Annotated in this window: 20 protein-coding genes and 1 pseudogene; 12 read left to right on the plus strand and 9 right to left on the minus strand. The window is 73.9% G+C overall.

Annotation, left to right across the window (positions count from 1 at the left end; genetic code table 11):
• Nucleotides 1-195: 195 nt before the first annotated feature.
• Entirely contained in the window at nucleotides 196-741 is a 546-nt protein-coding gene (locus tag ACWEPF_RS35840) for a hypothetical protein (RefSeq protein ID WP_345280495.1), read from the minus strand.
• A gap of 194 nt (nucleotides 742-935) precedes the next feature.
• On the opposite strand from ACWEPF_RS35840, the gene ACWEPF_RS35845 reads away from it, so the two are divergent.
• From ACWEPF_RS35845 to ACWEPF_RS35860, 4 genes are all read left to right on the plus strand, one after another.
• Nucleotides 936-1,808, plus strand: a complete 873-nt coding sequence (locus ACWEPF_RS35845) for a helix-turn-helix domain-containing protein (protein WP_452175886.1) — start codon at nucleotides 936-938, stop codon at nucleotides 1,806-1,808.
• A 71-nt stretch (nucleotides 1,809-1,879) separates the two neighbouring features.
• Entirely contained in the window at nucleotides 1,880-2,740 is an 861-nt protein-coding gene (locus ACWEPF_RS35850) for a CPBP family intramembrane glutamic endopeptidase (RefSeq protein ID WP_452175887.1), read from the plus strand.
• 27 nt (nucleotides 2,741-2,767) lie between these two features.
• Nucleotides 2,768-4,036 (plus strand): sensor histidine kinase, encoded by a 1,269-nt coding sequence (locus tag ACWEPF_RS35855; protein ID WP_452175888.1) that lies wholly within the window; start codon nucleotides 2,768-2,770, stop codon nucleotides 4,034-4,036.
• Complete coding sequence (locus ACWEPF_RS35860; protein WP_452175889.1) at nucleotides 4,033-4,719, plus strand: response regulator; 687 nt, start codon at nucleotides 4,033-4,035, stop codon at nucleotides 4,717-4,719. The genes ACWEPF_RS35855 and ACWEPF_RS35860 overlap by 4 nt, the downstream gene beginning before the upstream one ends.
• A 46-nt stretch (nucleotides 4,720-4,765) precedes the next feature.
• Here ACWEPF_RS35860 and ACWEPF_RS35865 read toward each other — a convergent pair whose 3' ends face one another.
• On the minus strand, nucleotides 4,766-5,722 hold the full coding sequence (locus ACWEPF_RS35865; RefSeq protein ID WP_452175890.1) for a hypothetical protein: 957 nt from the start codon (nucleotides 5,720-5,722) through the stop codon (nucleotides 4,766-4,768).
• Between the two features lie 145 nt (nucleotides 5,723-5,867).
• On the opposite strand from ACWEPF_RS35865, the gene ACWEPF_RS35870 reads away from it, so the two are divergent.
• Nucleotides 5,868-6,671 (plus strand): hypothetical protein, encoded by an 804-nt coding sequence (locus ACWEPF_RS35870; RefSeq protein ID WP_452175891.1) that lies wholly within the window; start codon nucleotides 5,868-5,870, stop codon nucleotides 6,669-6,671.
• Nucleotides 6,672-6,723: 52 nt separating this feature from the next.
• Nucleotides 6,724-7,557, plus strand: coding sequence for an alpha/beta fold hydrolase (locus ACWEPF_RS35875; RefSeq protein WP_452175892.1), 834 nt, complete (start codon nucleotides 6,724-6,726; stop codon nucleotides 7,555-7,557).
• A 299-nt stretch (nucleotides 7,558-7,856) separates the two neighbouring features.
• On the opposite strand, the gene ACWEPF_RS35880 is transcribed toward ACWEPF_RS35875, so the two are convergent.
• Both ACWEPF_RS35880 and ACWEPF_RS35885 read right to left on the minus strand, forming a co-directional pair.
• Nucleotides 7,857-9,437, minus strand: coding sequence for an aspartate:alanine exchanger family transporter (locus ACWEPF_RS35880; protein ID WP_452175893.1), 1,581 nt, complete (start codon nucleotides 9,435-9,437; stop codon nucleotides 7,857-7,859).
• Nucleotides 9,438-9,547: 110 nt separating this feature from the next.
• The gene (locus ACWEPF_RS35885) at nucleotides 9,548-10,636 is read right to left on the minus strand and encodes a DUF5937 family protein (RefSeq protein WP_452175894.1); all 1,089 of its coding nucleotides are present in this window, start codon (nucleotides 10,634-10,636) and stop codon (nucleotides 9,548-9,550) included.
• Nucleotides 10,637-10,736: 100 nt separating this feature from the next.
• On the opposite strand from ACWEPF_RS35885, the gene ACWEPF_RS35890 reads away from it, so the two are divergent.
• Complete coding sequence (locus tag ACWEPF_RS35890) at nucleotides 10,737-11,942, plus strand: MFS transporter (protein WP_452175895.1); 1,206 nt, start codon at nucleotides 10,737-10,739, stop codon at nucleotides 11,940-11,942.
• A 57-nt stretch (nucleotides 11,943-11,999) separates the two neighbouring features.
• On the opposite strand, the gene ACWEPF_RS35895 is transcribed toward ACWEPF_RS35890, so the two are convergent.
• A complete protein-coding gene (locus ACWEPF_RS35895) occupies nucleotides 12,000-12,938 on the minus strand; it encodes an alpha/beta fold hydrolase (protein ID WP_452175896.1) in 939 nt (312 codons plus the stop codon).
• A 102-nt stretch (nucleotides 12,939-13,040) separates the two neighbouring features.
• Between ACWEPF_RS35895 and ACWEPF_RS35900 the strand changes: the two genes are divergently transcribed.
• The 4 genes and pseudogenes from ACWEPF_RS35900 (at nucleotide 13,041) to ACWEPF_RS35915 (ending at nucleotide 15,776) form a co-directional block, all read left to right on the plus strand.
• On the plus strand, nucleotides 13,041-13,664 hold the full coding sequence (locus ACWEPF_RS35900; RefSeq protein ID WP_452175897.1) for a TetR/AcrR family transcriptional regulator: 624 nt from the start codon (nucleotides 13,041-13,043) through the stop codon (nucleotides 13,662-13,664).
• Nucleotides 13,665-13,786: 122 nt separating this feature from the next.
• Nucleotides 13,787-14,416, plus strand: a complete 630-nt coding sequence (locus ACWEPF_RS35905; RefSeq protein ID WP_452175898.1) for a hypothetical protein — start codon at nucleotides 13,787-13,789, stop codon at nucleotides 14,414-14,416.
• Nucleotides 14,413-15,096, plus strand: a pseudogene (locus tag ACWEPF_RS35910) (aspartate/glutamate racemase family protein); the annotation flags it as partial. The gene ACWEPF_RS35905 and the pseudogene ACWEPF_RS35910, both read left to right, overlap by 4 nt.
• Before the next feature lie 371 nt (nucleotides 15,097-15,467).
• A complete protein-coding gene (locus ACWEPF_RS35915) occupies nucleotides 15,468-15,776 on the plus strand; it encodes a DUF7677 family protein (protein WP_452175899.1) in 309 nt (102 codons plus the stop codon).
• A 165-nt stretch (nucleotides 15,777-15,941) separates the two neighbouring features.
• Here ACWEPF_RS35915 and ACWEPF_RS35920 read toward each other — a convergent pair whose 3' ends face one another.
• The 4 genes from ACWEPF_RS35920 to ACWEPF_RS35935 form a co-directional block, all read right to left on the minus strand.
• Nucleotides 15,942-17,252, minus strand: a complete 1,311-nt coding sequence (locus ACWEPF_RS35920) for a hypothetical protein (protein ID WP_452175900.1) — start codon at nucleotides 17,250-17,252, stop codon at nucleotides 15,942-15,944.
• Nucleotides 17,253-17,666: 414 nt separating this feature from the next.
• Nucleotides 17,667-18,083: a hypothetical protein gene (locus ACWEPF_RS35925; RefSeq protein WP_452175901.1), complete on the minus strand. Its 417-nt coding sequence runs from the start codon at nucleotides 18,081-18,083 to the stop codon at nucleotides 17,667-17,669.
• A gap of 116 nt (nucleotides 18,084-18,199) precedes the next feature.
• Complete coding sequence (gene arr / locus ACWEPF_RS35930; RefSeq protein WP_452175902.1) at nucleotides 18,200-18,625, minus strand: NAD(+)--rifampin ADP-ribosyltransferase; 426 nt, start codon at nucleotides 18,623-18,625, stop codon at nucleotides 18,200-18,202.
• Between the two features lie 70 nt (nucleotides 18,626-18,695).
• The gene (locus ACWEPF_RS35935) at nucleotides 18,696-19,742 is read right to left on the minus strand and encodes a trypsin-like serine peptidase (protein WP_452175903.1); all 1,047 of its coding nucleotides are present in this window, start codon (nucleotides 19,740-19,742) and stop codon (nucleotides 18,696-18,698) included.
• A 241-nt stretch (nucleotides 19,743-19,983) separates the two neighbouring features.
• On the opposite strand from ACWEPF_RS35935, the gene ACWEPF_RS35940 reads away from it, so the two are divergent.
• On the plus strand, nucleotides 19,984-24,833 hold a 4,850-nt coding region (locus ACWEPF_RS35940; protein ID WP_452175904.1), incomplete at its 3' end, for a DUF5979 domain-containing protein.

Genomic DNA, 24,833 nt, shown 5'->3' on the forward strand with positions numbered 1-24,833 from the left:
CACCCGCGGATCCTTCCGCGGGTGACGGGGCGCGGCCGTTTCTCCAGGAAGGGCGTCACCACACCCACCGTTGATACACATGACGCACCTCACGGACGAGTTCACTGTTGACGCGGTTCACAGCAGATGCTCTGATTGGCGCGCCGCTCACCGCTGCCCATCGTCCGAGAGGTGCCGAGGTTCATGCCGCAGCCGTCAGGCGAGGAAGTCGCACGACAGCCAGTGCTCGCCGTTCACCGTGCCGCCGTTCCAGAACAGCAGGTCGACCCGGGTCGAGTCGTCGTACACGCCGTCCTTGGGCACCGACGTCGTGCCGAGGTAGTCGTGGATGTAGGACTGCACCCTGGTCAGCGCGTTCCTGGTGTTGGCGCCGAACTTCCCGTCCTCCAGCAGTGGCGAGAACCCGTACGCCGCCTGGAGGTTGGAGTAGTCCGCGAAGTGCTCCTGGTAGCAGTGGTTGAGGGTGCGCTGAAGACCCACCACGCCCCAGTTGTTGTTGCTCCCGCTGACGTTCTTCGTGACGCCGTCGCCGTAGTCGAGGCGGCAGGCGGGGCTCCCTCCGGTCACCGTCGTCGGGACGTAGGGCGAGGTGTTGGGGCTGAGCTCGCCCGACTGGAGTGTGCGGGTGGAGAAGCCGGTGCAGTGGGTGGTCGAGGCCGCCGCCGGCGGCGCGACCACGACGGCCGTTCCGATCGCGAAGGCCGTGGCGACGACCGCGCCGGCCACTGTCCTGAGTGCCATCGATCTGTTCCTTTCCCCAGAGGAGAACGAGAGTTGTGCCGATTCCGACCGCCCGGGATCCCGTCGGGCCGGCGTCCGCCGGCTCCGCAATCATCCGAGCGGGCACACCACGACGGCTTGAACATTCATGCCCGGTTCGGCTTCGGCCCGGGGTTCCCGGCCGTGCGGCGACACCGAGCGCTCGTCCCGGCGCAGTGGAGCTGAGCCCGGCTGTCCGTCGCGTCCTGGTCGCCGAGGTGGACGGCATCGCCCTGTGGGACGTGCGGCAGCCGTGGGGGTGGCCGGCCGGTCGGTGGTCTCCGGTCGGTGTCGAGGAGACCGACGCCGTGTGCCTCTACCGGAGCGGGCGCCGGCGGCGTGCCGCGGCGGGCCTGGAGGAGTACCTGGACGCCACGACCGGCTACGTCAGCCGCCGGGGCACCGCGGAGCGGTTCGCCGGAGCGGGGGAGGTCGAGACCACCGTCGCCCGGCTGACACCGCAGGCGTACGACGAGTACCTGGGCCCGGTCTCCCCCGCTCAGGGCTGGGTGCTGCGGCCGGACGCCGCCTTCGACTACCGGCACCGCCGGCTGGTCGCCGATGCCACCCGGGGCGCGGACGCGTTCGCGGTGGCGGAGGGCCTCCTCCTGCTGCTGGAGACCCTGCCGGGCCGGACCTGCCGGCCCGACCGGTCTCGGCCGGCCTCCTGGGCGCACCACCGCTCGTTGGTGATGGACGCTCAGGAGTTCCTCACCGTACGGCCCACCGCGGGCCTCGACGACCTGGCGCGGGCTCTGGCCACGTCCCCGGGCCACCTCAGCCGGGTGTTCCGCCGCGTCACCGGACGACCCGTCACCGTCTACCGCAACGAGTTACGACTCCGCCGCGCCCTCGACCTGCTCGCCCGGGGCGTCGACGACCTCGGCTCCCTCGCCGCCGAGTTGGGGTTCTCCGACCACGCGCACCTCACCCGGACGGTCAAACGCCACATCGGACGGGTGCCGTCGATCGTGCGCAGGGAACTGGCACTCGGATCGCCGCTCGCACATCCCCCGGGAGAGCTACCCGTGGTGTCCGTCCGCGGGTGATCCGTCGCGGTCGGCGGATTCCTACCGTGGTTCCCGGCCCGCCCGCCCGGGTGAGCACGACGGGAGACCCCATGGACACGAAGCCCACCACCCAACTCGACGCCCCCTCCGGCCGGTTCGGCCGGCTGGTGCGCTCGCCACTCGGCTGGATGGTGACCGGCGTGATCGGCGTCGGTCTGGTCTCGGCCCCGACCGCGGCCGGCCCCGGCCCGGTGCCGGTGCTCGGCGCGGCCGCCGCGCTGGCCGTCTACCGGTGGGTGATGCTCCGGGTCGCAGGACGCCCCGTCCCCGAGATCGCCCGGCGCGGAGCCGGCCGGGAGCTGCTGTTCGGCGGCGCGATCGGGCTGGGGTTCATCCTGCTCCCCGTCCTCCTGCTCACCGCCTTCGGCGGTTACTCCTTCTCCTGGGCCGGCCACGGTCTCGCCCCGGTCCTGTGGACGGCGTTCGCCATCCAGCTGAGCGGCGCGGTGACCGAGGAGTTGCTGTTCCGCGGTCTCGCGCTCCAGGCCCTGGAAGAGCTGTGGGGCAGCCGGGTCGCGATCGCGGTCACCGCGCTGTTCTTCGGCGTCGCCCACCTCGGCGCCGAGGAGGCCACCCCGTGGAGCGCCGTGGCGATCGCCGTGGAGGCGGGGGTCCTGCTGGGGGCCGCGTTCCTGTGGCGTCGTAGCATCTGGTTCGCCGCCGGGTTGCACTTCACCTGGAACGCAGCCGAACAGCTGCTCGGCATCCCGGTCTCCGGCCACACCCCGGAGGGCCTGTTCACCGTCGACGTCCACGGCCCCGCCCTGCTGACCGGGGGCGGTTTCGGCCTGGAGGCGTCGATCCTGCCCGTTCTCCTCGGCGCGGCCCTCGCCGTCCCGATGCTGCGCAGGGCCCGCCGGGCCGGCGGGATCGCGCCCCGGCCCAGGACCCGGACCCGGACCGCCGGCTGACGCCGGCCGTACTTGGAGGAACCGGACGTGACACTCCCTCAGGGGCACTGGACGCCACCGCTGTTGCGGGGCCTCCGCGAGCGGTGGCAGGCGTGCGGCGCCCGCGCCCAGGACGGCGCCCTGGCCCTGGCCCTGGTCCTGCTCGCGCCGGCGCCGAACCTGTCCCGGATCGGCGCCCAGATCGGCGACCTGCCGCCACGGCCCGAGAACGCGCTGAGCCTGGCCCTGGTCCTGGCGCAGGCCCTGCCGTTGGCGGCGCGCCGCCGGCGGCCGGCGGGTGCCCTGGCCGTCATCGCGGGCGCCTTCGCCGCACACCAGGCGCTGGGCTTCCCCACCACCTTCGCGAGCACCGGCCTGTACCTGGCCATGTACTCCGCCGGCGCCCATCAGGTCCGTCGACGCCCGTACCTGGCCGCCGCGTCGAGCGCCGCCTACGCCGCCCTCGCCGCCGTCCTCCACCACCTCGGCTCGCCGCAGGGGCCGGCGGACTACCTCGCCTTCTACGCGGCCCTGGCCGCCTTCTGGCTGCTGGGGAGCGGGGTGCGTGGACGACGCACCCGCGAGGTGGAACGGCGACGGCTGGCCGCCGAGGTGGCGGCCGCCGACGAACGGGCCCGGATCGCCCGGGAGTTGCACGACGTGGTGACCCACCACGTCACCGCCATGGTGATCCAGGCCGACGCCGCCCAGTACCTGCCCGCCTCCGCCCCCGAGCGCCTCGGCGAGGCCCTGACCGCCGTCAGCGACACCGGTCGCCGTGCCCTCGCCGACCTCCGGCACCTGCTCGGCGTCCTGGAAGCGACCAGCGCGACCGACGCCCTGGACCTCGCGCCCACGAGCCCCGCACCCGCCCCCGGCCGGCTGGCCGACCTCGTCGAACAGTCCCGCCGCTCCGGTCAACCCGTCGAGTTCACCGAGCACGGCGAACACCGCCCCGGGAGCGCCGAGTCGGAGCTGGCCGCCTACCGGGTGGTCCAGGAGGCGCTCACCAACGCGGTCAAGCACGCGGCCGGCGTGCCGACCCGGGTCCTGCTGCGGCACGGCGAGCGGCACACCGAGGTCGAGGTCACCACCGAGGCAGCGCCGGACGGACCCGCCCGGCGGACACCCGGCACGGGCTCGGACGGACCCGCCCCGCGGCTGCCCGGCACGGGCTCGGGCGGCCGCGGCCTGGACGGCCTGCGCACCCGGGTCCGGCTGCTCGACGGCAGCCTGGAGGCCGGGCCGCGGCCCGAAGGCGGGTTCAGGGTCCGCGCCACGATCCCGCTCCCGGCTCCGACCGGGGAGGCCTCGTGACCAGCACGCCGCCCCGGCCGATCCGCGTCCTCGTCTGCGACGACCAGGCACTGGTCCGGACCGGCTACGCCACCATCTTCTCCGCACAGCCCGACATGGAGATCGTCGGAGAGGCCGCGAACGGACACGAGGCCGTCCGGATCGCCCGTGAGCAGCGCCCCGACGTGGTGGTCATGGACATCCGCATGCCCCTGTTGGACGGCATCCAGGCCACCCGGCAACTGGCCGGCCCCGACGCCCAGGAGCCGCCGAAGGTGCTGGTCGTCACGACCTTCAACGTCGACGCGTACGTCTACCAGGCGCTCAGGGCCGGGGCGAGCGGCTTCCTGCTCAAGGACTCCCCCACGGCCGAACTCGTCGCCGGCGTCAGGACGGTGGCCGCGGGCGACGCCCTGCTCGCCCCCGCCGTCACCCGCCACCTGATCGGCCACTTCGCCGAACACCTCCGCCCCGCGAACGCCGAACGCGACGCGGTCGCCGAGGCCCTGACCCCGCGTGAGCTGGAGGTGTTCCAGCAGGTCGCCCTCGGCCGGTCGAACGCCGAGATCGCGGCGGCGCTCTTCATCACCCCGGAGACCGTCAAGACCTACGTCTCGCGCATCCTGGCCAAACTCGGCCTCCGCGACCGGGTCCAGGCCGTCGTCCTGGCCCACCGCACCGGACTGGCCACCCACCCGTCGTGACCGCCCCGCCGCCGCTCGGCCCCGCCGCACCGGCTCCCCGGGGAGCTCACCCGCCGAACAGCGTGGTGCCGAGCGAGATCGCGCCTTCGAGCGCCTGCTGGACCCCCGGGGTGCTCCCGGCCGCCAGGGTGGCGGGGAGCATCCGGCGGATCGACCGCCAGGACCGCCCGGCCGCGGACGGGTCGTCACCCGCGCGCTCCAGCACGCCGACCTCGTGGTCGAAGTCGCCGGCCGTCTCCGGATCGAGTGCGAGCCGGGGCCGCAGGGCGCGCAGCGCCTCGACCAGCTCGGCCACGTCCGGGCCGACCCGGTTCCCGGTCGCCGTCGCGGTGTTGCGGGTGCCGACGGCCACCGCCGATCCGGTCACCGGCCCGCTGAAGAAGGCCGCGTTCTCGATACTCATGCTGCTCGCCCCAAGCGGTTGACGGGAGGTCAGGAAGTCGTCCAGGGAACGGTCGGAGAAGGCGAGGTCACGGCCGCTCGCCGTGAGCGTCAGCCCCACCCGCACGGTCCCCGCGCCCGGGTCCACCTGACGGGGGCCCACGGTGACCAGGCCGCGCTCGGCCAGGTCCTGGTACGCCAGCTCCACCACGGCCCAGTCGATCTTCGGGCCGAACTGCCGCTTGACCGTGCCCTTGGGACCACCCTCGACCCGGAGACGGTCGAGGACGGCACCGCCCGCCCGCTCCTGCTCGGCCAGCCACCGCAGCAGCTCCTCCCGGAACTCCCAGGCCCGCCGCCCGGGCGGCTTCGCGGCGTCCTCCAGCCGGAGCGCCCGCAGCCGGCCGGCCCGGATCAGGGCGACCGTGCCACGGCCGTGAGCGTCGACCGGACCCAAGCGGCTCCGCTCGCGGCAGTACGCCACGGCGGACGCGAACCGTTCGTCGGACAGGCCCAACCCCGGCCTGATCTCGGCGAGCACCACCACCGGCGAACCGGTTCGGGCAACTCTCGACGCCACCGCACACAGCACCTGGTCGGCGTCCTTGGCAACGCGGGACATGGCCGCAGGCTAGCAGCGGAAGCCACCCCCCGGTGCCCGATCTCCCACACCCGCCACCGACACAGTCCGCTCGACCCGGGACGCGACGGTGACGAACCATCAAGTTCCGTTCTCCTCAAGGAATTTCAAGCCTACGATGGGGCTCATGGGGTGGGTGGAGATCGGGCTCGTCGTGGTCGCTCAGTTCGTCGCCGCGTTCAGCCTCCTGTGGGGTCTCGCAGGGCTCGTGGAGGCGGTCGACGATCCTGCGGACGTCGCGGGGTTCGAGATCCTCGCCGGGGTCGTGGCGCTCGCCTTCGCCGTCCTCGACGGCATCGTGCTCGCAGTGGCCTGGCCCATGGGTGGGCGCACCGCGCTGGAGTTCCTGGTCGGCGCCGCCCTGCTGGTCTGCCTGGGCGCCCTGTTCACGGGGCTGGAGCGCTCCGACGGGGGGCTCGTGGTGCCGGGTGCCTTCGGTGCCCTCGTGCTGGCGACCGTCGAGCTGCTCCTGTGGACCGGGGTGCTCTACGCCCACGACTCGACCGACCGCGCCCCGGCACCGCCCGTGCCCACGACGGCCGCCGCGCCCACGGCCTCGCAGGGGTCGTCACCCGCCGTGGCCCCCACTCCCGTTGCTCCCACCGTCACGGTGACGGCCACCGTGCCTCCCCTCTCCGGCGGCACGTCGGCCACCGCCCCGGTGCGCCCGGGCGGCACCGCCGAGGCCACGCCGGTCCCCACGGTCACGGTGACCGTCACGGCGGGACCGACGCCCCAGACCACCGCTCCCCCGTCCGCCCGGGCCACGGCCTCCGACGCCGCGCCGCCCCCTCCCTCGCGCGACGACTCCGGCGGGGCACCGCCGTGGATCAGTGCCGTCGGGGCGCTGCTGGTCGGCATCGCCGCGCTGCTCGCGCTCAGGCGCCCCTCCGGCGGCGCGCGTTCCGACGGGAACTCCCGGCGGGGCTGACCGAACGAAAAGCCTTGGCCCTCGCCCGCCGGCGCGAACTAGCTTGACCACCATGTACGAAGTGATCACCGAGGACGGCCGGACGCTCGCCGTCGAAGAGTGGGGCGTGCCGGGCGGCACCCCCGTCGTCTACCTGCACGGCAGCCCGATGAGCCGGCTCGCGCGGCATCCCGACGACTCGCTGTTCGAACGGCTGGGCATACGGCTGATCACCTACGACCGCCCCGGCTTCGGCTGCTCCACCCCGCAGCCGGAGCGTCGGGTGGTCGACGCCGCGGCCGACGTGGCCGCCATCGGCGACCACCTGGGGCTGGACCGCTTCCCGGTGTTCGGCGTCTCCGGGGGCGGCCCGCACGCGCTGGCCTTCGCCGCCCGCCACCCCGAGCGCGTGACCAGGGTGGGCACGCTCGCGAGCCTCGCACCGCGCGACGCCGCGGACCTCGACTGGACCGACGGGATGAACGAGGGCAACACCCGCAGCGCGCACGTGGCCGTGACGGACCGTCAGGCAGTGCTGGCCCACCTGACCCAGGCCGGTACGGCCGGACTCCCGCCGATGCCCGAGGTCGAGCGGGCGGTGCTCGCGCGGCCCGAGGTCGGTGCGATGCTCGGCCCGGCGTTCGCGGAGGCGGTCCGGCCGGGGCTGGACGGCTGGGTGGACGACGTCCGCGCCCTGTTCGGCACCCCGTGGGGCTTCGACCCCGCCGAGGTCACCGCCCCGGTACGGCTCTGGCACGGCGGACTGGACACCCTGGTGCCGCCCGCCCACGCCCGCTGGCTCGCCGCCCGGATGCCCACCGCCGCCCTGACCCTCCAACAGGACGCGGGCCACGCCGGGCACTTCGACGCCACCCCCGCCCTGCTCGCCTGGCTGCTGGACCGCTGACGCCCCGCCCACCGCCCGGGCCGTCCCTCGCATCGCGAACGGCCCGGGCCGGGCCGGCCACGGCCGTGAGCGGCAGTGCCGCCCCGGCGGCCGGCGCGCCCGCCCGCAGGCGTCGGCGCGTGGTGGTGTTCGCCTGGTCGGTGGAGTGGAGAGATCGCACGTCGGACACGCCCCCGTGAGGTGACAGCTCGTCAAAGCTCGTCCCACAGCCGGTCCGTGGGCACGCGAGGACGCTCTCACGCCCGGTCCGCCCTGACGTCCGACCGTGGGTCCACATCCGTGGGACGATCCCCTTCGCCCTACAGGCCGACGATGAGCTGGATGCAGACGATCTTGACGAGGATCGCCAGCGCGAACAGCGTCGAGTACCCCGTGTTCACCCGCGCGTCCGAGACCCGGGTGTTGGCGTAGGCGGTGATCGCCGGGTTCCCGACGTAGCCGGCCAGCAGGCCCATCGTCCGGGGCCGGCTCTGGCCCAGGAGGCGGGCCACCAGCACCATCAGCGCGTAGCTCAGCAGTGCGCCGATCAGCAGCACCACCAGCAGCTTCAGCCCGAACAGCGAGAACGCGTTCCGGCGGAACGCGTAGCCCGAGGTCAGGCCCACGCACGCCAGGAAGAGCAGCAGGCCGATCTGGCGCAGGGTCAGGTTGGCCCGGGTGGGCAGGGTCCAGACCAGCGGGCCCGTGCGGCGGAGCCGGCCCAGGACCATGGCCATCACCAGCGGGCCCGCCGCCGGGCCGAGGGAGAGGGTGGTGGCGCCGACGGTCAGGCTCGGGATGCCGATCAGGAAGCCCAGGGCGAGCCCGATGCCGAGGCTGACGGCGCTGACCTCGCTCACCTTGGCCTCGGTGTCCCCCAGGAAGGCGCCGACCTCCGCCGAGCGCTCCCGCGGCATCACCACCCGTACCCGGTCGTCCAGTTGGAGCAGCAGATCGGCGCGGGCCAGCAGTTCCTGGTCCCCGCGCCGCACCCGGGAGACGAGCGCGCCGAAGCGCTCCTCCAAACCGAGCTCGGCCACCGTGCGGCCGGCCAGGTCCGGGTTGGTCAGCAGGACGCGCCGGTAGTCGACCAGGTCGCGGCGGTCCAGCAGGTGTTCGCCGGCCTTCTCGCCGAGTGCGGCCACGGCGGCCGCGACCTGGTCGGGGCCGCCGACCACGACCACCAGGTCGCCGGGCGTCAGGCGGTCGAGGTGGTGCGCCACCTCGGGCGTCCCGCCCGGGCGGCGGAGGACGCTGGCCAGCAGCCGGCCCTGCGCCACGCCGGGGACCTCCGCCCAGCGCAGGTCGTGCCGGACCGCGACCGTCACCGTGACCAGGCGGCGCGGCAGGTCCTCGCCCGGGTCGCGGCGCCCCGGCCAGCTGCGGACGGTGGCGAGGCCCGCGACGAACAGGATGGTGACGACCACTGCCAACGGGTAGCCGATGGCGTAGCCGACGGCCGGCTGCGCGGGGTCCGCGGAGGCCGCCTGCGCGGCCGCCAGACCGGGGGTGGTGGTGCCGATGCCCGCGTAGCCGCCGGCCAGGTACGGGCCGCTGATGCCGAAGACCTTGTTGCCCAGCAGCCCGACCGCGACGGCGGTGACGACCAGGGCGACCACCGCACCGGCCATGACGGCCAGTTGCGGCCTCAGCTCGCGGAAGAACGCCGGGCCGGACTCCAGTCCGACGGTGTAGACGTACAGGGCCAGGCCGAGCACGGACACCCCTGCGGGCACGGCGCGGCCGATGTCCGGGTCCAGGGCGCCGATCAGCAGGCCCGCGAAGAGCACTCCGGCGGCGCCGAGGCGGACCGGGCCGAGCCGGGCCAGACCGAGCAGCGAGCCCAGTGCGATCACGGCGAAGAGCGTCACCCAGGGGTTGTCGGCGAAGAACTGCCACATGACGCCCACTCAGCCACAGCCCCCGCCCGGTCACCAAGTCCCGTGCGGCATTCGGCGCAACCCGGTCGCCCTGACGGGGGCCCTCAGGACCGACCCGTCCTGACAGGGCGTCAGCGCAGCACCCCCGCCAGCAGGTCCGCCCCCAGCGAGGTGGTGGCCGCCAGGTCGAGGCTGTAGAGCACGTAGCGCCCTTGGCGGCGGGAGGAGAGCAGGCCCGCGCGGCGCAGCACCGCGAGGTGGCGGGAGACCTCCGGGTCCGTCAGCTCCCAGGCGCGGGCCAGTTCGCCGGTGGTGTGCGGGCCGCGGGCCAGGGTGCGGACCAGCCGGAGCCGTACCGGGTGGGCGAGGGCGTCCAGGCGCAGGCGGACGGTCTCCAACGGGACGGGGCCGCCCTCCTCGGGCCGGACGGCGGCGGGGTACTGGACCACGGGCTGCCATCCCGGTGCGTACACCACGACCAGGTGGGGGTGGCCGTAGAGCGTGGGGAGGAAGGTGACGCCGGCCGGCCCGGCCTCGGCGGCGCTGTCCTGGAGCTTGTCCAGGACCAGTGAGCGGCCCTCGGCTCCCACGGCGATCGCGCCGTTGACGGCGGCCATCGCCGCCCCGAGGCCCTGCCGGCGCAGCAGTTCGGCCTTGACCCGGGCGTCCTCGGCCAGCCGGGGGACGGTGCCGGGCCAGGCGGCGTCGAAGAAGGCCTCGCCGCACTGCTCCAGCGTCTCCCGCACCCGGGCCCGGACCACCGCCGGGTCGGTCAACAGCCGCTCCGCGAAGGCCTCCTGGGCCGCGCCCCGGGCCTGGGCACGGCCCAGTGCCTCAGCCCGGGCCTCGGGGTCGCGCAGCGGCGAGCGGCCCGCGAACTGCAGCCGGTTGCTGCCGCAGGTGGTGACCAGGGCGGAGTGGGCGTAGCGGTCGTCGTCGATCAGGTCGACCTCGTCCAGCTCCTCGGCGAGGGTGGCCCGGGGCCGGGCCGGGACGAGGAAGTCGGCGCGTGAGGAGCGCCAGAGGAACTCGGCCTCGTGCAGCCGCTCGGCGAGTTCGGGCCGCAGCGCGCCGCGCACGCCGGCCGCCCAGCCGGCCAGGTGCGGATGGTGGTCGGGGGCGGCCAGCACGTGCAGCATCGCGGTGAGTTCGGCCAGCGGGGAGACGGCGAAGCGGATCCGGCCGCTGGGGGTGCCGGTGAGGTCGATGCGCAGGGTCACCCGGTCATCCTCCCTGGTCGCGGGCGGGGCGGTGCCGCGGGTTGACGGAAATCGTCAACCGACGTGACCGCCGCCGCGGCCCGGGCGCACGGTGTCCGCCATGACCACCACCGCACCTCCGTCCGCCCGCCGCTCCCTCACCCTCCGTCAACTGACCGCCGCCGGCGGCGGACCGCGCTACGCCGCCGCCCTGGCCGTGGACGCCCTGGGCACCGGCCTGCTGCGCCCGTTCCTGCTGCTGTACGGGATCACCGTGCTGGGCCTGTCCGCCACGACCGCCGGTCTGGCGATGACAGTCGGCATCGTGGCGGGTCTGGCCTGCCTGCCTCCGCTGGGCCGCTGGCTCGACCGGGGCGCGCGCAGCACGGCGGTCGCCGCCTCGATGCTGGTACGGGTCGCGGGGGTGGTGGTGCTGCTGGCCGCGCCGGCCGGCGCGGGCACCGGGCCGTTCACCCTGGCGGCGCTGCTGTTGGGCGTCGGCAACCAGTCCTGGCCGGCCGCGCACGCCGCGCTGGTGGCCACCGTCAGCGAGGGGCGGCTGCGCGACGCGGCACTGGCGGGTGCCCGGTCGGTGCGCAACGCCGGGCTCGGGGTGGGGGCCCTGCTGGCGGCGGGTGCGATGGCCGCCGGGCCGGGCGGGCTCCGGGTACTGGCGGTCGCCTCCGGGGTCGGGTACCTGGCCGCGGCCGGGCTGGCCTGGTCGGTGCGGGTGACGGCGGATGCGACGGTGCGTCAGGACGCGCCCGGGGCCGGGCCGGCGCCGCGGCTCGGCGCGCTGCTGGGGGCCAACGTGCTGTACGTGTTCTGCCTGAACGTGCCGGAGATCGCGGTGCCGCTGGTGCTGGTGGAGCAGCTGCACGCCTCCCCGACCTGGGCGGCGGCGGTGTTCGTCGCCAACACCGTGCTGGTCGTGACGCTCCAGGTGCCGGTGACCACCTGGAGCGCCCGCTGGTCGCGCGGCACCGTCATGGCCGCCTCCGGCGTGGTGCTGGCCCTCGGCTACCTCGGCTTCCTGTTCGCCACCGGCCTCGGGCCGGCGGCGGTCGCCCTGGTCTCGGTGCCCTTCACCCTCGGCGAGATCCTCTACGCCGGCAGCTCGACCGCCCTGGTCACCGCGCTCGCCCCGCCCGCCCTGCTGGGCCGCGCGCTGGCCCGCTTCCAACTCTCCACCGGCTTCGGCCTGGCCGTCTCCCCCGCCGCGATCACCGCCCTGGCGGCCCACGGCCCCGCCCCCCTCTGGGGCACCCTGGCCGCCGGCACGGCCGGAGCCTCGGCCGCCGTCTGGCGCGAACGCCACCGCGCGTAGCGGCTGACCTCCCGTCAGCGCGCCCCGACGTGCGCGCCCCTCCGGCTCCGGTACCTGCTAAGGCCGCCCGGGTACCGCCCGGACGTGCGCCAGCACCTCCGCCGCCAGCCGGGCGTCCAGCGCCCTCGGCAGACTGTGGCCCAGCCCGTCGACCAGCACGAGCCGGGCCCCGGGGATCGCCTCGGCGGTGGCCCGGGCGTGCGCGGGCGGGAACAGCGGGTCCCGGGTGCCGTGCAGCACCAACGTCGGCGCGGAGATCCCGGCCAGTTCGCCGGTGTCCCCGCTCCCGGCCGCACCGGCCATAGTGTGGTTCAGCCCGGCCCGCAGGTCGCGGGCCCGCGCGTGCACCAGGCGCTCCATCGCCTCGTACTCCGCCGGGTCGAACGGCAGCTCCGGGCCGTGCAGCACCCGCCACAGCGGCATCCGCGCCGCCAGGTACCCCTCCGGCCCGGCCGCCGGGTCCGGCAACGAGGCCATCAGAGCGGCCATCAGCTCCGGCGTGGGGAGCGGCAGTTCGTCCGCCGCCGGCTGCTCGCTCGCCAGCATCCGGGCCAGGGCGGCCGCCGTGTCGGTGCCCAGCGGCTGGGAGGAGAGCACGGTGAGGCTGAGCACCCGCTCCGGATGGGAGACGGCCAGCCGCTGCGCGATCACCCCGCCGAGGGAGGCGCCCACCACGTGGGCCCGGCGGGCGCCGACGGCGTCCAGCACGGCGAGCGCGTCGGTGGCGAGGTCGCGGACGGTGTAGGGGTGGGCGGCGAAGTCGACCACCGAGGAGCGGCCGGTGTCCCGGTGGTCGTAGCGGATCACCCGCAGGCCGCCGGCCACCAGCCGGGCCACCAGTCCGTCGTTCCACTGGACGCCCTGGGCCTGCGCGCCCATCACCAGCAGCACCACCGGGTCGCCCTCGGCGCCGAACTCCTCCGCCCACAGCTCCAGACCGTCGGCGGGGACGGTCAGTTGACGGCCGGTCGGATCGTAGGTCTCATTTTCCTGCATGGTCGTTCAACATAATGGCGATCAGGCGTCCGCGCCACGGCTTTTCCGCGCAGACTCCGGGGAGTTGGACACCACCGCCCCGGCCACGGCAGGCTGAGCACCGTGGCCGGAGTCAAGGGGCAGGTGCAGCAGCGGGGCGTCGAACGGCGCCGGGCGATGGTCGACGCCGCCCTCGAACTCTTCGGCAGGCAGGGCGTGCGCGGCACCGGCCTGGCCGCTGTCGCGGAGCGCGCCGGCACCACCGCATCCGCCCTGATCCACCACTTCGGCAGCAAGGACGGCCTGGTCCGGGCGGTCCTCGCGGAGGCCGACCGGCGGGCGCTCGCCCGGCTCGGCGCCGCCCCCGAGGCCGAGCCCACCCTGGAGCAGGCCTTCGCCTGGTTCGTCCGCGACGCCGAGCACACCGCCGCCGCCGAACGCGAACTGACGGCCCTCCACACCACGCTGACCGCCGAGAACCTGACCCCCGGCACCGCCCTGCACGACTGGTTCCGCGACCGGGGCCGGGCCCTGCGCTCCCACCTGGCCGCCGCCTTCGCCCGCGCCGCAGCCGACGGCACCGCCCGCCCCGACCTCGACCCGGCCACCCTCGCCGCCGAGACCGCCGCCTTCCTCGAGGGCGCCCACCTCCTCTGGCTGCTCGACCCCGAGCACATCGACCTCCCGGCCCTGCACCGCAGCTACTTCACCGGCCTCTCCGCCCGCCTCACCCCGCCCCCGGCCTGACCGGCCCGGCACGACGAACTCCCCGAGAGGAACGGGCTCTTGTCCCGGCTGTCCGGCCCGCACATCCTGGACACCCGGCGGCAAAGGGGGTGGGGGCGGTGCGCAACGGCCAGGATCGCCCGATGGTGGCGGTGCTCGCGGCAGCCCTGGCGGCGGCCGGCATCACAGGAGGCGTGCTGCTGCTGGGGCGCTCCTCGGTCTGGCTCGTCGGCCGCTGGGCACACGCCGACCAACTCAACGAGGGCGTCATGCTCGCCGCCGTCCCCCTCCTGCTCGTCCTGCTCCTGTTCAGCGCCGGCCGCCTGCCCCCGTGGCGATGGCGCCTGACCCTGGGAGCGTTCCTCCTCTTCGCGGCCGGCTGGCTGCTCTTCCAGTGGACCACCGTGCAGACGGCCCAGGCGCACGTCCTGCACGAGCGCGGACGGGCCGCCCACGGCGTGGTGGTGAGCGTCCAGGTGAACCGCGACGGCGACTCCCGCGCGGTGGACGTCCGCCTCGAGGACGGGACACGGGTCGACGGGGTACGCGTCGGCTTCGCCTCCGCCGCGCCGGACCCCGGCACCGAGGTGCTCCTCACCCTCGACCCCGACGGCCCCGTCCCCGCCCGCCTGGGCCCCGTCCCCGGGGCGCCCGACACCACCCTCCGAAACGCCGCACTGGCCGCCGTGGCCCTCGCCTCCCCCGTCCTCGGCCTGCACCTCGCCCGGCCGCTGCGGAGCCGCCTGACGCGGCGTGAAAGAGTGGAGCGATGAAGACGATCGGGCTGCTCGGCGGGATGAGCTGGGAATCGACGGCGGAGTACTACCGGCTGCTCAATGAGCTGACCCGGGAACGGCTCGGCGGACTGCACTCCGCCAAGTGCGTGCTCCTCTCGGTGGACTTCGCCGAGGTCGAGCGCCTGCAGGTGGCCGGCGACTGGGAGGCGGCGGGCGACCTGCTCGCCGCAGCCGCGAAGTCGGTGGAGGCCGCCGGGGCCGAGCTGCTCCTGATCTGCACCAACACCATGCACAAGGTCGCCGACCGGGTCGCGGAGGCGGTGGACATCCCGCTGCTGCACCTCGCCGACGCCACCGCAGCCGCAGTGCTCGCGGCCGACGTGCGGCGGGTCGGCCTGCTCGGCACGGCCTTCACCATGGAGCAGGACTTCTACCGCGACCGGCTCGCCTCCCACGGACTCGACGTCCTGGTCCCGGACGCCCCCGGACGCGCCCTGATCCACCGGGTCATCTACGAGGAGCTCTGCCTCGGCATCGTCCGCGAGGAGTCCCGCACCGCCTACCGCCAGGTGATCGCCGACCTGGTGGCTGCCGGCGCCGAGGGCATCGTCCTCGGCTGCACCGAGATCGAACTCCTCGTCGGCGAAGCCGACAGCCCCGTCCCGGTCTTCCCCACCACCCGCATCCACGCCGAAGCCGCCGTGTCGGCCGCCCTCTGGCCGCCCCACGCGGCCTTCACCCGCGGCGACCGGGTGCGCTTCCGCGCCGCCGAGGACCGGCAGGACCCGCCGCGCTCCGTCCTGCCCGAACAGGTCGGCACCGCAGCGGTGGTCCTGGACGCCGAACTCCGGGACGGGGAAGTGGTCTACGCCCTGGAGCTGACCGGCCCGCCCGTGCTCCGCGACGGGCACCACCTCACCGGTCCCCCCGGGATCACCTGGACGATGCCCGAGCACTTCCTGGAGCCCGACGGCGAGTCCACCGGCCAGGACTGACTCCACGTCGGGCCCGGCCGGCCCCCCTCACCCCGGCCGTGTCGCCCGAGTGATCTCGGCAAGCTGGTCGCCCCACGAGGCATGATGCCCCGATGGGACATCTACCTGTCGATCTGCGTGCTTCCCTTCGGTTCTTCGCGTTCTACCTGGCCAACGGCACGGTCGATGTGGACCTGCTCGACGGATTCGACTACCGGCCGGCCCTGTTCCGGTTCGGCTCTCCCTTGGAGCAGGTCTTCGCCATCTACAGCAACGTGCTGGAGATCGACTCCGATGGAAACGTGCTCAACGACGGAGATGCCCAGTACCGCGCAGCCCAGTGGATTCGCGGCTTCTGCGACCCCACGTACCAGGTGGAGCCGCCGTTCCAGGCCTGGGAGACCGAACTCCACGGGCCATGAGTGACCGGACTCGAACCTGGACCGGGAGGCCCTGGGCCGGTCGAGCAGGCAGTCTGCCGCGGCCATCGTCGTCCTCGGCCGCTACACCTTCTTGTCGCGCCGCAGCCGCCCGAACGAGCACCTGCCACACCTCCGCCCGGCCGGGCAACGGCCTCCTCGTGCGCTCTAGTCGTGGCCGCGGTGGATGACCATGAGCTGGTCGCGGGTGGCGTTGCGGTCGCGGTAGGCGGTCACCGCGGGGCTGGAGACGCTGGCGTGACCCGGCAGGCGCTGGTCCGGGCTCCAGGTGGTGCCGTCGTAGGCGGTCCACCACAGCTGCTGGTCGTGGCCGCCGCGGTGCACGCAGTACAGCTTCCCGTCGAAGACGGCCAGGCCCGGGCCCTCGGCGGAGAACTGGCCGGGGAGCCGGGTGTCGGCGGACCAGCTGGTGCCGTCGAAGACGGCGTGCCAGAGCTGGGTGTTGCCGTTGCCCTGGTGGACGAGGTGGAGCTTGCCGTCGTAGACGGCGAGGGCGGGGTTGGAGCCGGTGGTGTGGTCCGGCAGTCGGGTGTCGGGGGACCAGGTGGTGCCGTCGTAGGTGGTGTGCCAGAGGTCGCGGTTGCCGACGCCTTGGTGGACGCAGTGGAGCCTGCCGCCGTAGACGGCCAGGGCCGGGCCCCTGGAGGTGGTGTGGTCGGGCAGTTTGGTGTCGGCGGACCAGGAGGTGCCGTCGAAGACGGTGTGCCACAGGCGGATGTCGCTGCCGCCGCCGCGGTGGACGCAGTGCAGCCTGCCCTCGAAGACGGCCACGGCCGGGCCGTCCGCGCTGCGGTGGTCGGGGAAGCGGGTGTCGTCGGACCAGCCCTTGTCCGGGTCGTAGACCGTCCACCACAGGTGGTTGTCGTCACCGCCGTAGCCGCGGTGCACGCAGTACAGTCTGCCGTCCAGCTCGGCCAGCGCCGGGTGGGAGCCGCTGTGGTGGGCGGTGAACTTCTTGTCCGTGCTCCAGCCCTTCTCGGACTCGAAGACCGTCCACCACAGACTGGTGTCACCCACGGGGCCCAGCGGGATCGGGATGAGCATCCCCGGGGCGATCCACGGGGAGACCAGCTTGCACCCGTTGGGGGTCCCGGCGCCCTTGATCCACAGTGCCCTGATCTTGCAGTACATCTTGATGAACGGGGCGAACGGCGCCAGCGGCGGGATCGCGGAGACCGCGATGCCGATGAGGTTGGTGATCAACGCGGCGGCCTTGGCGGCCTCGGCGTTCAGGTACACCTCGAACCCCCACCAGTAGGTGACCGCGTAGACCTCCGCCCCCTCCTTCGCCAACTCTTCCGCCAGCGCCCGCAGTTCCTCCTGGACCTGCGGGGACAGCTCCGCGACCTGCTTGTCCGCCAGCAGCCGACCCTGCTCCCACTCCTCCAGCGCGGCCAGCCGCACCCGCTCCTCAGCCGCCGCCACGACACCGGACTGCGGGGAGGTCTCGTCATCCATGCCCTGCGCACCTCATGTTCCTACTCGTACGAACCAGCCCTCGGTGACGAGGCAACAACTCCTGAGGGCGGTGGCGGGCCAGGCACGCCCTCGGCGCCGAAGAGTTGACCCCATCGGGTTACCTGGGCCGACCTGGTGTCCGCCGGGAGCGTTCGGGTGACCCTTGAGCGGGGGAGCCGGACCCGGGCCGTGGCCCTCCGCCACGATGCCGGTCATGACGTCTTCCATGGAGGATCGGGGGCACGACCTCGTGCGCTTCCACAGGTACATGGCCGTGGACGCCGGCAAGGTCGCCATCAGGAGATGTGACAGCCCGTTCCCCCACGGGTGGAACGCGTTCACCGCCCACTCCTGACCGCACGAACGCTCCCCGGCTGTGGAAATGGACTCGACGTCCGCTGAGCAGTGCTCGATTCAGTAGCCCCTGTAGTACACGTCGTAGAGAGCCGAGCGCTCCTCCACCGAGAAGCCCTCGAACGCGCCGTCGGCCTCGAGCTTGGACAGTCGGTCCAGCGCCTCCGCGGCAGAAGGCTCCGGGTGCGCCGAGAGGTACTCCTTCGTCGCATCGAGCCCGTGCCCGAGCAGGAGCTCGATGTCGATCGAGCAGCCCGCGTCGAAGCTGGCCCGCTTCGCGCTCCAGATGAGAAGCACATCGTCGATGCCGCCGCTGTTGAACAGTTGGATACAGCAGAGCTTCATCAGTTCGGTGTCGCCGTAGCCCTGGGACTGTCGCTCGAGCCTCGTGTGCTCTCTGAGCGCTGAACGGATCTCGTCGAGGTCAGCGCCGACGGGACGGAGCCCGTAACGGTGGAAACTCTGCTCATCGTCCAACGGTTGCCCCCTGATCGTTCGCTGGTCACGGCGCGCGCACCAGCTCAATCGTTTCCATTCCTGCGATCCAACGTCCGACACAGCCACCGCACTCCCCCCACCCGAGGGACGGGAGTTCACTCGTTGATGGCCTCGATGCCCCGGGCCTTCAGCTCCGCCAGGTGGTCGTGCATCTGCCGCAGCTCCTCCTCCGGATGGCCCTGCCACTCCCGGAGCTCCGCGACGACGCGCAGGGGCTGCCGGGAGCGGTAGGAGCGGGTCGGGTTGCCGGGGAACTTGCGGTCCGTCAGGTTCGGGTCGTCCTCGAACGGGCCGGTCGGTTCGACGACGTAGATCCGCCCCCGCCCCTCCCCCGCGGCGAGCTCCGCGCCCCAGACGGCGGCGTTCAGGGTGGCGCTCAGGTAGACGAAGTTGGCCTTCTCGCCCTTGCCGTAGTTGGAGCCGTACCCGGGCTCCAGCAGCCCGCCGACCGCCACGACCGCCTTGGTGCCGTGGAAGAACGGGCCCGGGTCCCCGCTGCCCCACCTGACCGGCTCGTTCACGCCGCACCCGCCTCACGCCTCGACCTTCAGGACCCTGCCCATTCCAGCACACCGGCACCCCGACGGGGCGTCAGGACGGCAGGTAGCGCGCCCAGTCGTAGAGCTGGCGGGCCGCGTCGCCGAGAGCGGTGGCGTAGAGCGTGCCGGGGAGGCCGCCGGCGAGCTCCTCCGTCGTGGTGGTGACCCCGACGACGGTGCCGGTACCGGTGCGGGTGTCGAAGGCGGCGAACTGCGGGCCGCCGCTGGCGCCGTGCGACATGTCGCAGGTGGTGCCGCGGAGCGGGGGCGCGGCCGGGGAGGTGCGGACGGGACCGGCGCAGTGGATCATGCGGGAGCCGGTGTACTTGCCCTCGGGGTTGTTCAGCCGGTCCTTGGGGTAGCCGAAGACGTGCGTGAACTCGCCCTCCCTCCGCGGGGAGAAGGCGATCCGCTGGCTCCCGGTGACGTCCGCGACCCGGCGTCCGTCGGCGGAGCGGTTGAGCACCGCCGTCGCCGCGTCGTGACCGCCCAGGGCCGCCTCGTCGGAGGTGGCGGCGGTGTCCCAGGCGCTCGACGTCGCCATGACGGCGACGCTGAAGCCGCCGAGCGGCCTGCTGCCGTTGCGGTAGCCGGGGACGAAGTACAGGTTGTGCCGCCAGGTGTCGGCGGCGGCTGACGGACCGGCACCGCGCAGGCAGTGCGCGGCGGTGACGACGGTGGAGCGGTTCGGGGCGGTGACCACCGTGGCGGTGCAGCTGCCGTCGTAGCCGTCGTCGAAGGTGAAGAAGAGCCGGCCGACGCTGCGCTCCACGGCGCCGCCGTGGGTCCACACGGCGCCGGGGTCGGGGGTGTCGGCGGGCAGCGGCCTCGGGTCGGCGGGCGTGTGGTCGTCCTCCGGCACGGGGGTGATCTCCGGGATGAGGGCCCCGGCCAGCCGCATCCGGTCCGGGGTCCAGTAGGCGTCGATCCGCGCGCGTTCCGGCGCGGTGGTGGCGCCGGTGTGCACGCTGAGGCCGCTGCCGCCGGCCGTGGCGGCGAAAGCGGCCGGCGGCAGCGCCACGGCCGTGGCGGCGGTGATCAGCAGTGCCCCGGCGACTGCGGTGCCACGGGCGGTTCGGGTTCGGGTGATGTTCGACATGCGGGAAAGGTAGGCCGGTCATGTCAGGGTCCGGCCTCGGCTGGATCTCGGCCGTCCGGCGAACGGGTCATGATCGCGTAACGACCGCGCGAGGAGAACTCGGTGACGAACCGTCGGACGCGTCGGACGCCCGACCCGTTCGGCCGCACTCGGCGGGACACACGGCCCCACCTCGGCGGTTGACGCAGCGTCACCACTTACCGTTCTGATCGTATTTGTCACTGATCAGGAGGAATGCCCGATGCCCCGACCGGGACGCCGACGCCGCCCACTCCGCCCGCCGCTACGGATCGCGCTGGTGCTCGGCCTGCTCCTGGGATCGGCCGGCACCCTCCTCCCGCTCGCCTCGGCGGCGGACGCGCGCAGCTCGGTCGGCATCACCAAGACCCACGACCCCTCGGGCCAACCCCTCGAGCCGGGTGACGAGTTCACCTACACCCTGGCCGGGCAGTGCTCCGGCCTGACCGTGGACTGCGTCCACTTCACCGTCACGGACACCCTCCCGGCCGGGCTGGAGGTGACCAGCCTCCCGCAGTCCACCAGCACCCGCGACGTCACCTACGACGCCGGCACCCGCCTGCTCACCGTGGTCTACAAGCAGCCGCTGCAGAACCCCGCGGGCGAGACCGGCCTGCGGGCCGGCCAGGCCGGCAGCGTCGAGGTCGGCATGCGCGTCCCGGCCGACACCCAGCTGGCCGACGGCACCGTGCTGACCAACACCGCCGACGTGAAGGCGGACAACGCCGATCCCGCCTCCGCCTCGGACGACGTCACCGTCTCCATCCCCCGCGTCGTCAAGCCGGTGGCCACCAAGAGCTGGACGGACGGCTCGGCGGTCGCGGGAAGCGGCGAGGAGAGCACCCTCACCCTCGGGGTCCGCAACAACTCCAGCTCCTCCGCCCAGGTGAGCAGCCTGACCGTCTCCGACACCGGCCAGCAGACCTTCGAGTACTTCGACTTCGAGTCCGCCACCGTCACCGCCTTCCCGGCCGGCGCGGACCGGGCGGCCCTGACCGTGACCACCGCCTCCGGCGCCACCGTCACCGGCCCGTCGATCAGCGCCCCCGGGCCGCTGCCGCTGCCGGCGGGCGTCGCACCCGGGGACGTCACCGGCTTCTCGGTCACCTTCACCAACAGCAACGGCGATCCTCTGCCCTACGACCCGAACGGCGGCACCGTCACGGTCGGCCTGAAGCTGCGCGACACCGCCCGCTCCACCGGGCAACCGCTGCGCCCCACCGACAAGGTGACGGTCTCCAACTGCGCCACCCCCTCCGCCCAGGACCCGGTCGCCGGGACGGCCACCGGCACGGCCGCCTGCGCCCCGTACGACATCCTCCCCGACGTGCTGGTGCTCACCGGCACCAAGAAGTTCTTCCCGGACACCAACGGCGACTTCACCCAGCAGAGCGACGAGCACGCCGTGGCCGGTGAGGGCTCGCCCGTGACCGCGATGGTCGACGTCACCAACGCCTCCCCGTTCCCGGTGAAGTCCGTCACCGTCACCGAACCGCAGCCGGGCACCGAGGCCGACTTCGCCAAGGTCCAGGTCCAGCAGGTGCGACTGCGCTTCCCGGACGGCGCCACCCAGGCCACTCTGACGGTCCGTTACGCGGACGGCACCAGCAGCACCACCACCTACACCGCCGACACCACCGTGGACGTGGCCAAGGCCGGCACCACCGTCACCGGCGTCGAGGTCACCTACACCGGGACCGACGCCGACGGGAACCCGTCCATCGCGCCGGGCGCCGACGCCGGGCTCGACCTGCACGGGCCGCTGGCCCCGGGAGTGACGGCCGGTCAGCTGAGCGACTGCGCCGCCTTCGCCGGGGACGCCGGCCGCACCGACGGCAGCGGCACCGCCACCGGCCGGGCCTGCCAGGCCCTCACCGTCGAGGACCCGCGCTCCTCCACCGGCGGCAGCAAGTCCACCGACCAGACCGACATCCCGCCGGGCCAGCCGTTCACCATGCACCTGACGGTGCGCAACAACGGCAACATCCCGATGGTCAACCCCGTCCTCACCGACCCGCCCGCCAAGCCCGACGGCACGCCCGACTTCAGCAAGGGCACCCCCTTCAGCACCCTGCAGATCGACTCGGTGACGCTGAACCCGAGCACCTCCGGCGCCACCGTCCAGGTCTGGGACCCGACCGCCAACGCCGGGGCCGGCGGCTGGGTGGCCTACGCCGCCGCCGACACCGCGCTGCTCCAGCGGGCCACCGCGATCCGGGTCGCCTACCCCGGCGAGATCCCGCCCGGGGGCGGCTTCACCGTCGACGTGGTGGCCGAGCGCCGCCCGGGCACACCGGACGGCACCACCTTCAGCAACTGCTTCACGCTCACCGCGGACTCCGGCTACACCTCGGGCGATCCGCTCTGCTCCTCCTCGATGAACACCGGCCCGGCCTCCGACTCGGCCTCGCTCAACAAGTCGATCAGCCCCGGCCAGCTCCCCCAGTACGTCCCGGGCCTGGAGCGCCAGCACGCGGACGTGGCCCTCACCGTGGTCAACACCGGCAACATGTCGGCCAAGACCCTCCAGGTCACCGACCAGGACGCGGACTTCTTCGACGCCGTCGACCTGACCGCCATCACCTCGAACAAGATGCCCGCCGGGGCGGACCGGGTCCAGGTCGACGCCTTCGTCAACGGCGCCTGGGTGAACGGCACCCCGGCCGGCTCGGCCGCGCTCCCCGCCGGGGTGAACGCCGCCGACGTGACCGGGGTCCGGGCCACCTGGTCCTCGACCAGCACCGCCAACGACGGCTACACCCTCACCCCCTGCGGCGGCGACAGCTGCGCGGGCGTCCTGCACCTGGACGTCAGCCCGCGCCCGGCGCTGCGCTCCACCGGCGGCCCCGTCCCGGACCAGCTGGAGGACACCGTCAGCGGCAGCTACCTGACCAAGCTGGAGACCGACGGGCAGCCCGCCGCCATCTCCCCCGTGACCGCCACCCTCAAGCTGGTCAAGGGCAACCCGGTGCTCGCCGTCAGCAAGACCCCGAACACCGTGCTCGCCCCCGGCGAGGACGCCCCGTTCTACCTCAAGGTCGCCAACACCGGCACCGCCAACGTCCCGGGCCTGGTGGTCAAGGACGCCCTGCCGCCGGGCATCGCCTTCCTCGACACCTTCCAGGGCGACGGCGGCAAGCCCTTCAAGGTGACGGACGCCCAGGTCCCGGCCGGGACGGCGCCGGTGCCCACGCCGGTCTTCACCGAGACCACCAGCGGCAGCCGGGTCTCCGCCCTGACCTGGGACTTCTCGAAGAACGCCGACGGCACCCCCTGGGTGCTGGCCCCCGGGGCGACCTTCACCATCGAGTTCCACGTCACCCTGGAGCCGGGCATCGACGCCGGACAGACCGTCACCAACACCATGGGCGCCACCTCCTCGGACCCGGCGCTGGCCTGCGACGGGCCGGGCGACCGGGACGGCGCCTTCGGCGCCGGGCTGTACTGCACCGCCTCGGCCACCCTCAGCGCCAAGTCGGGCGCGGCCTTCACCGCCCGCAAGTGGGTGTCCGGCAACGACGCGCTCGGCTGGTACAACGTCCAGACCGGCACCGCCGTCCCGGTCGGCGGCGAGGGCTGCCTGGCCACCACCGACGCCGACGGCCGCCGCTACACCTCCACCCCCTGCATCGCCCTGGTCAACCCCGGCGACCGCTACCAGTACCTGATGCGCCTTCAGAACGCGGGCACCGAACCGGCCAAGGCGATGCGGATCGTCGACCGCTTTCCGGTCCAGGGCGACCGCGGCGTCCTGCTGGACCAGCCCCGCAACACCGCCTGGGACCACCGCCCGACGCTGGCCACCGCCCCGCGGCTGACCGGCCCGGGCAGCATGACGGCCGCCTACGAGAACACCGAGCCGCTCTGCACCGACGACCTGAAGATGGGCGGCGCCGGCTCCTCGGCGGCCCGCTGCCCCGCCACCACCTGGGACGACCCCTTCGGCCCGCAGGCCGTCGGCCTGCGCCTCGACCTCACCTTCTCCCCCACCCTGGCCCCCGGCGGCACGGTGGACGTCACCTACGCCATGGACACCCCGCTGGACGTGGCGCACAACGGCGACCCGACCATCGCCTGGAACTCCTACGCGCACAACGAGACCACCGACCGGGCCGGCACCGACCGGGTGCTCCAGCCCAACGAGCCCGTCCAGGTCGGGGTGGCTCTCGGCTACGGCGCGCTGAAGCTGGCCAAGGCGCTGGGCAAGCACCCCGAGGCGCTCGGCCCGCTGATGTCCCGGGTGCCGTTCCCGTTCCACGTCACCTGTGTCCTGCAGCCGCAGGGCAATCCGGCCCGGACCGTCGTGGACCAGGACTACCGGGTCACCGTGGACGCCCCGGTGACGGTCGATCACCTCCCGGCCGGCACCGTCTGCCAGGTCTGGGAGACCTCCGCCCGGGGCGGCCAGGCCGACCACCCGGCCTCCGCGCCGGTCACCGTGACCATCACCCCGGGCCTCGGCACCCCGTCGGTGCAGACCGCCACCGTGACCAACGACTTCGAGTTCGGCGCGCTCACCCTGGCCAAGCAGCTCACCGGCGAGGCCGCGGGCTACGCCGCCGGGCTCACCTTCCGGGTGAAGGTCTCCTGCGCCCTGCCCGACGCCGCCGGGGCCGCCGGGGGTCTGGTGCTCCACCACACCTACGAGCTGACCTCCGGTCAGCCCGTGGTGATCTCCCCGCTGCCCGTCAACTCCCGCTGCTGGGCCGAGGAGATCGACACCGGCGCGGCCGCCGAGGCCGTGGTCGACCACGGCACGGCCGAGGACCCGGTGGTGATCACGGCGGACTCCAGCGCCACCATCACCGTCACCAACACCTTCCCGGCCGCCCGGCTGACCGTCCGCAAGACGGTGGTCAACGGCCCCGCCGGCCCCTACACCCTCGGCCTCGTCTGCACCACCGCCGCCGGTCCGGTGCCGCTGGCCGCCGAGGACCGCTCCTTCGCCCTGACGGACGGTCAGAGCCGCACCGTCACCGCCCACCGGCTGCCGGTGATCGTCGGCGAGTGGGGCCCGCCCAGCGCCCGCACCCCCGGCAACCGCGAACTGGTGCGGCGTCAGACCGCCGCCAT

This window comes from Kitasatospora sp. NPDC004289, from assembly GCF_053602875.1.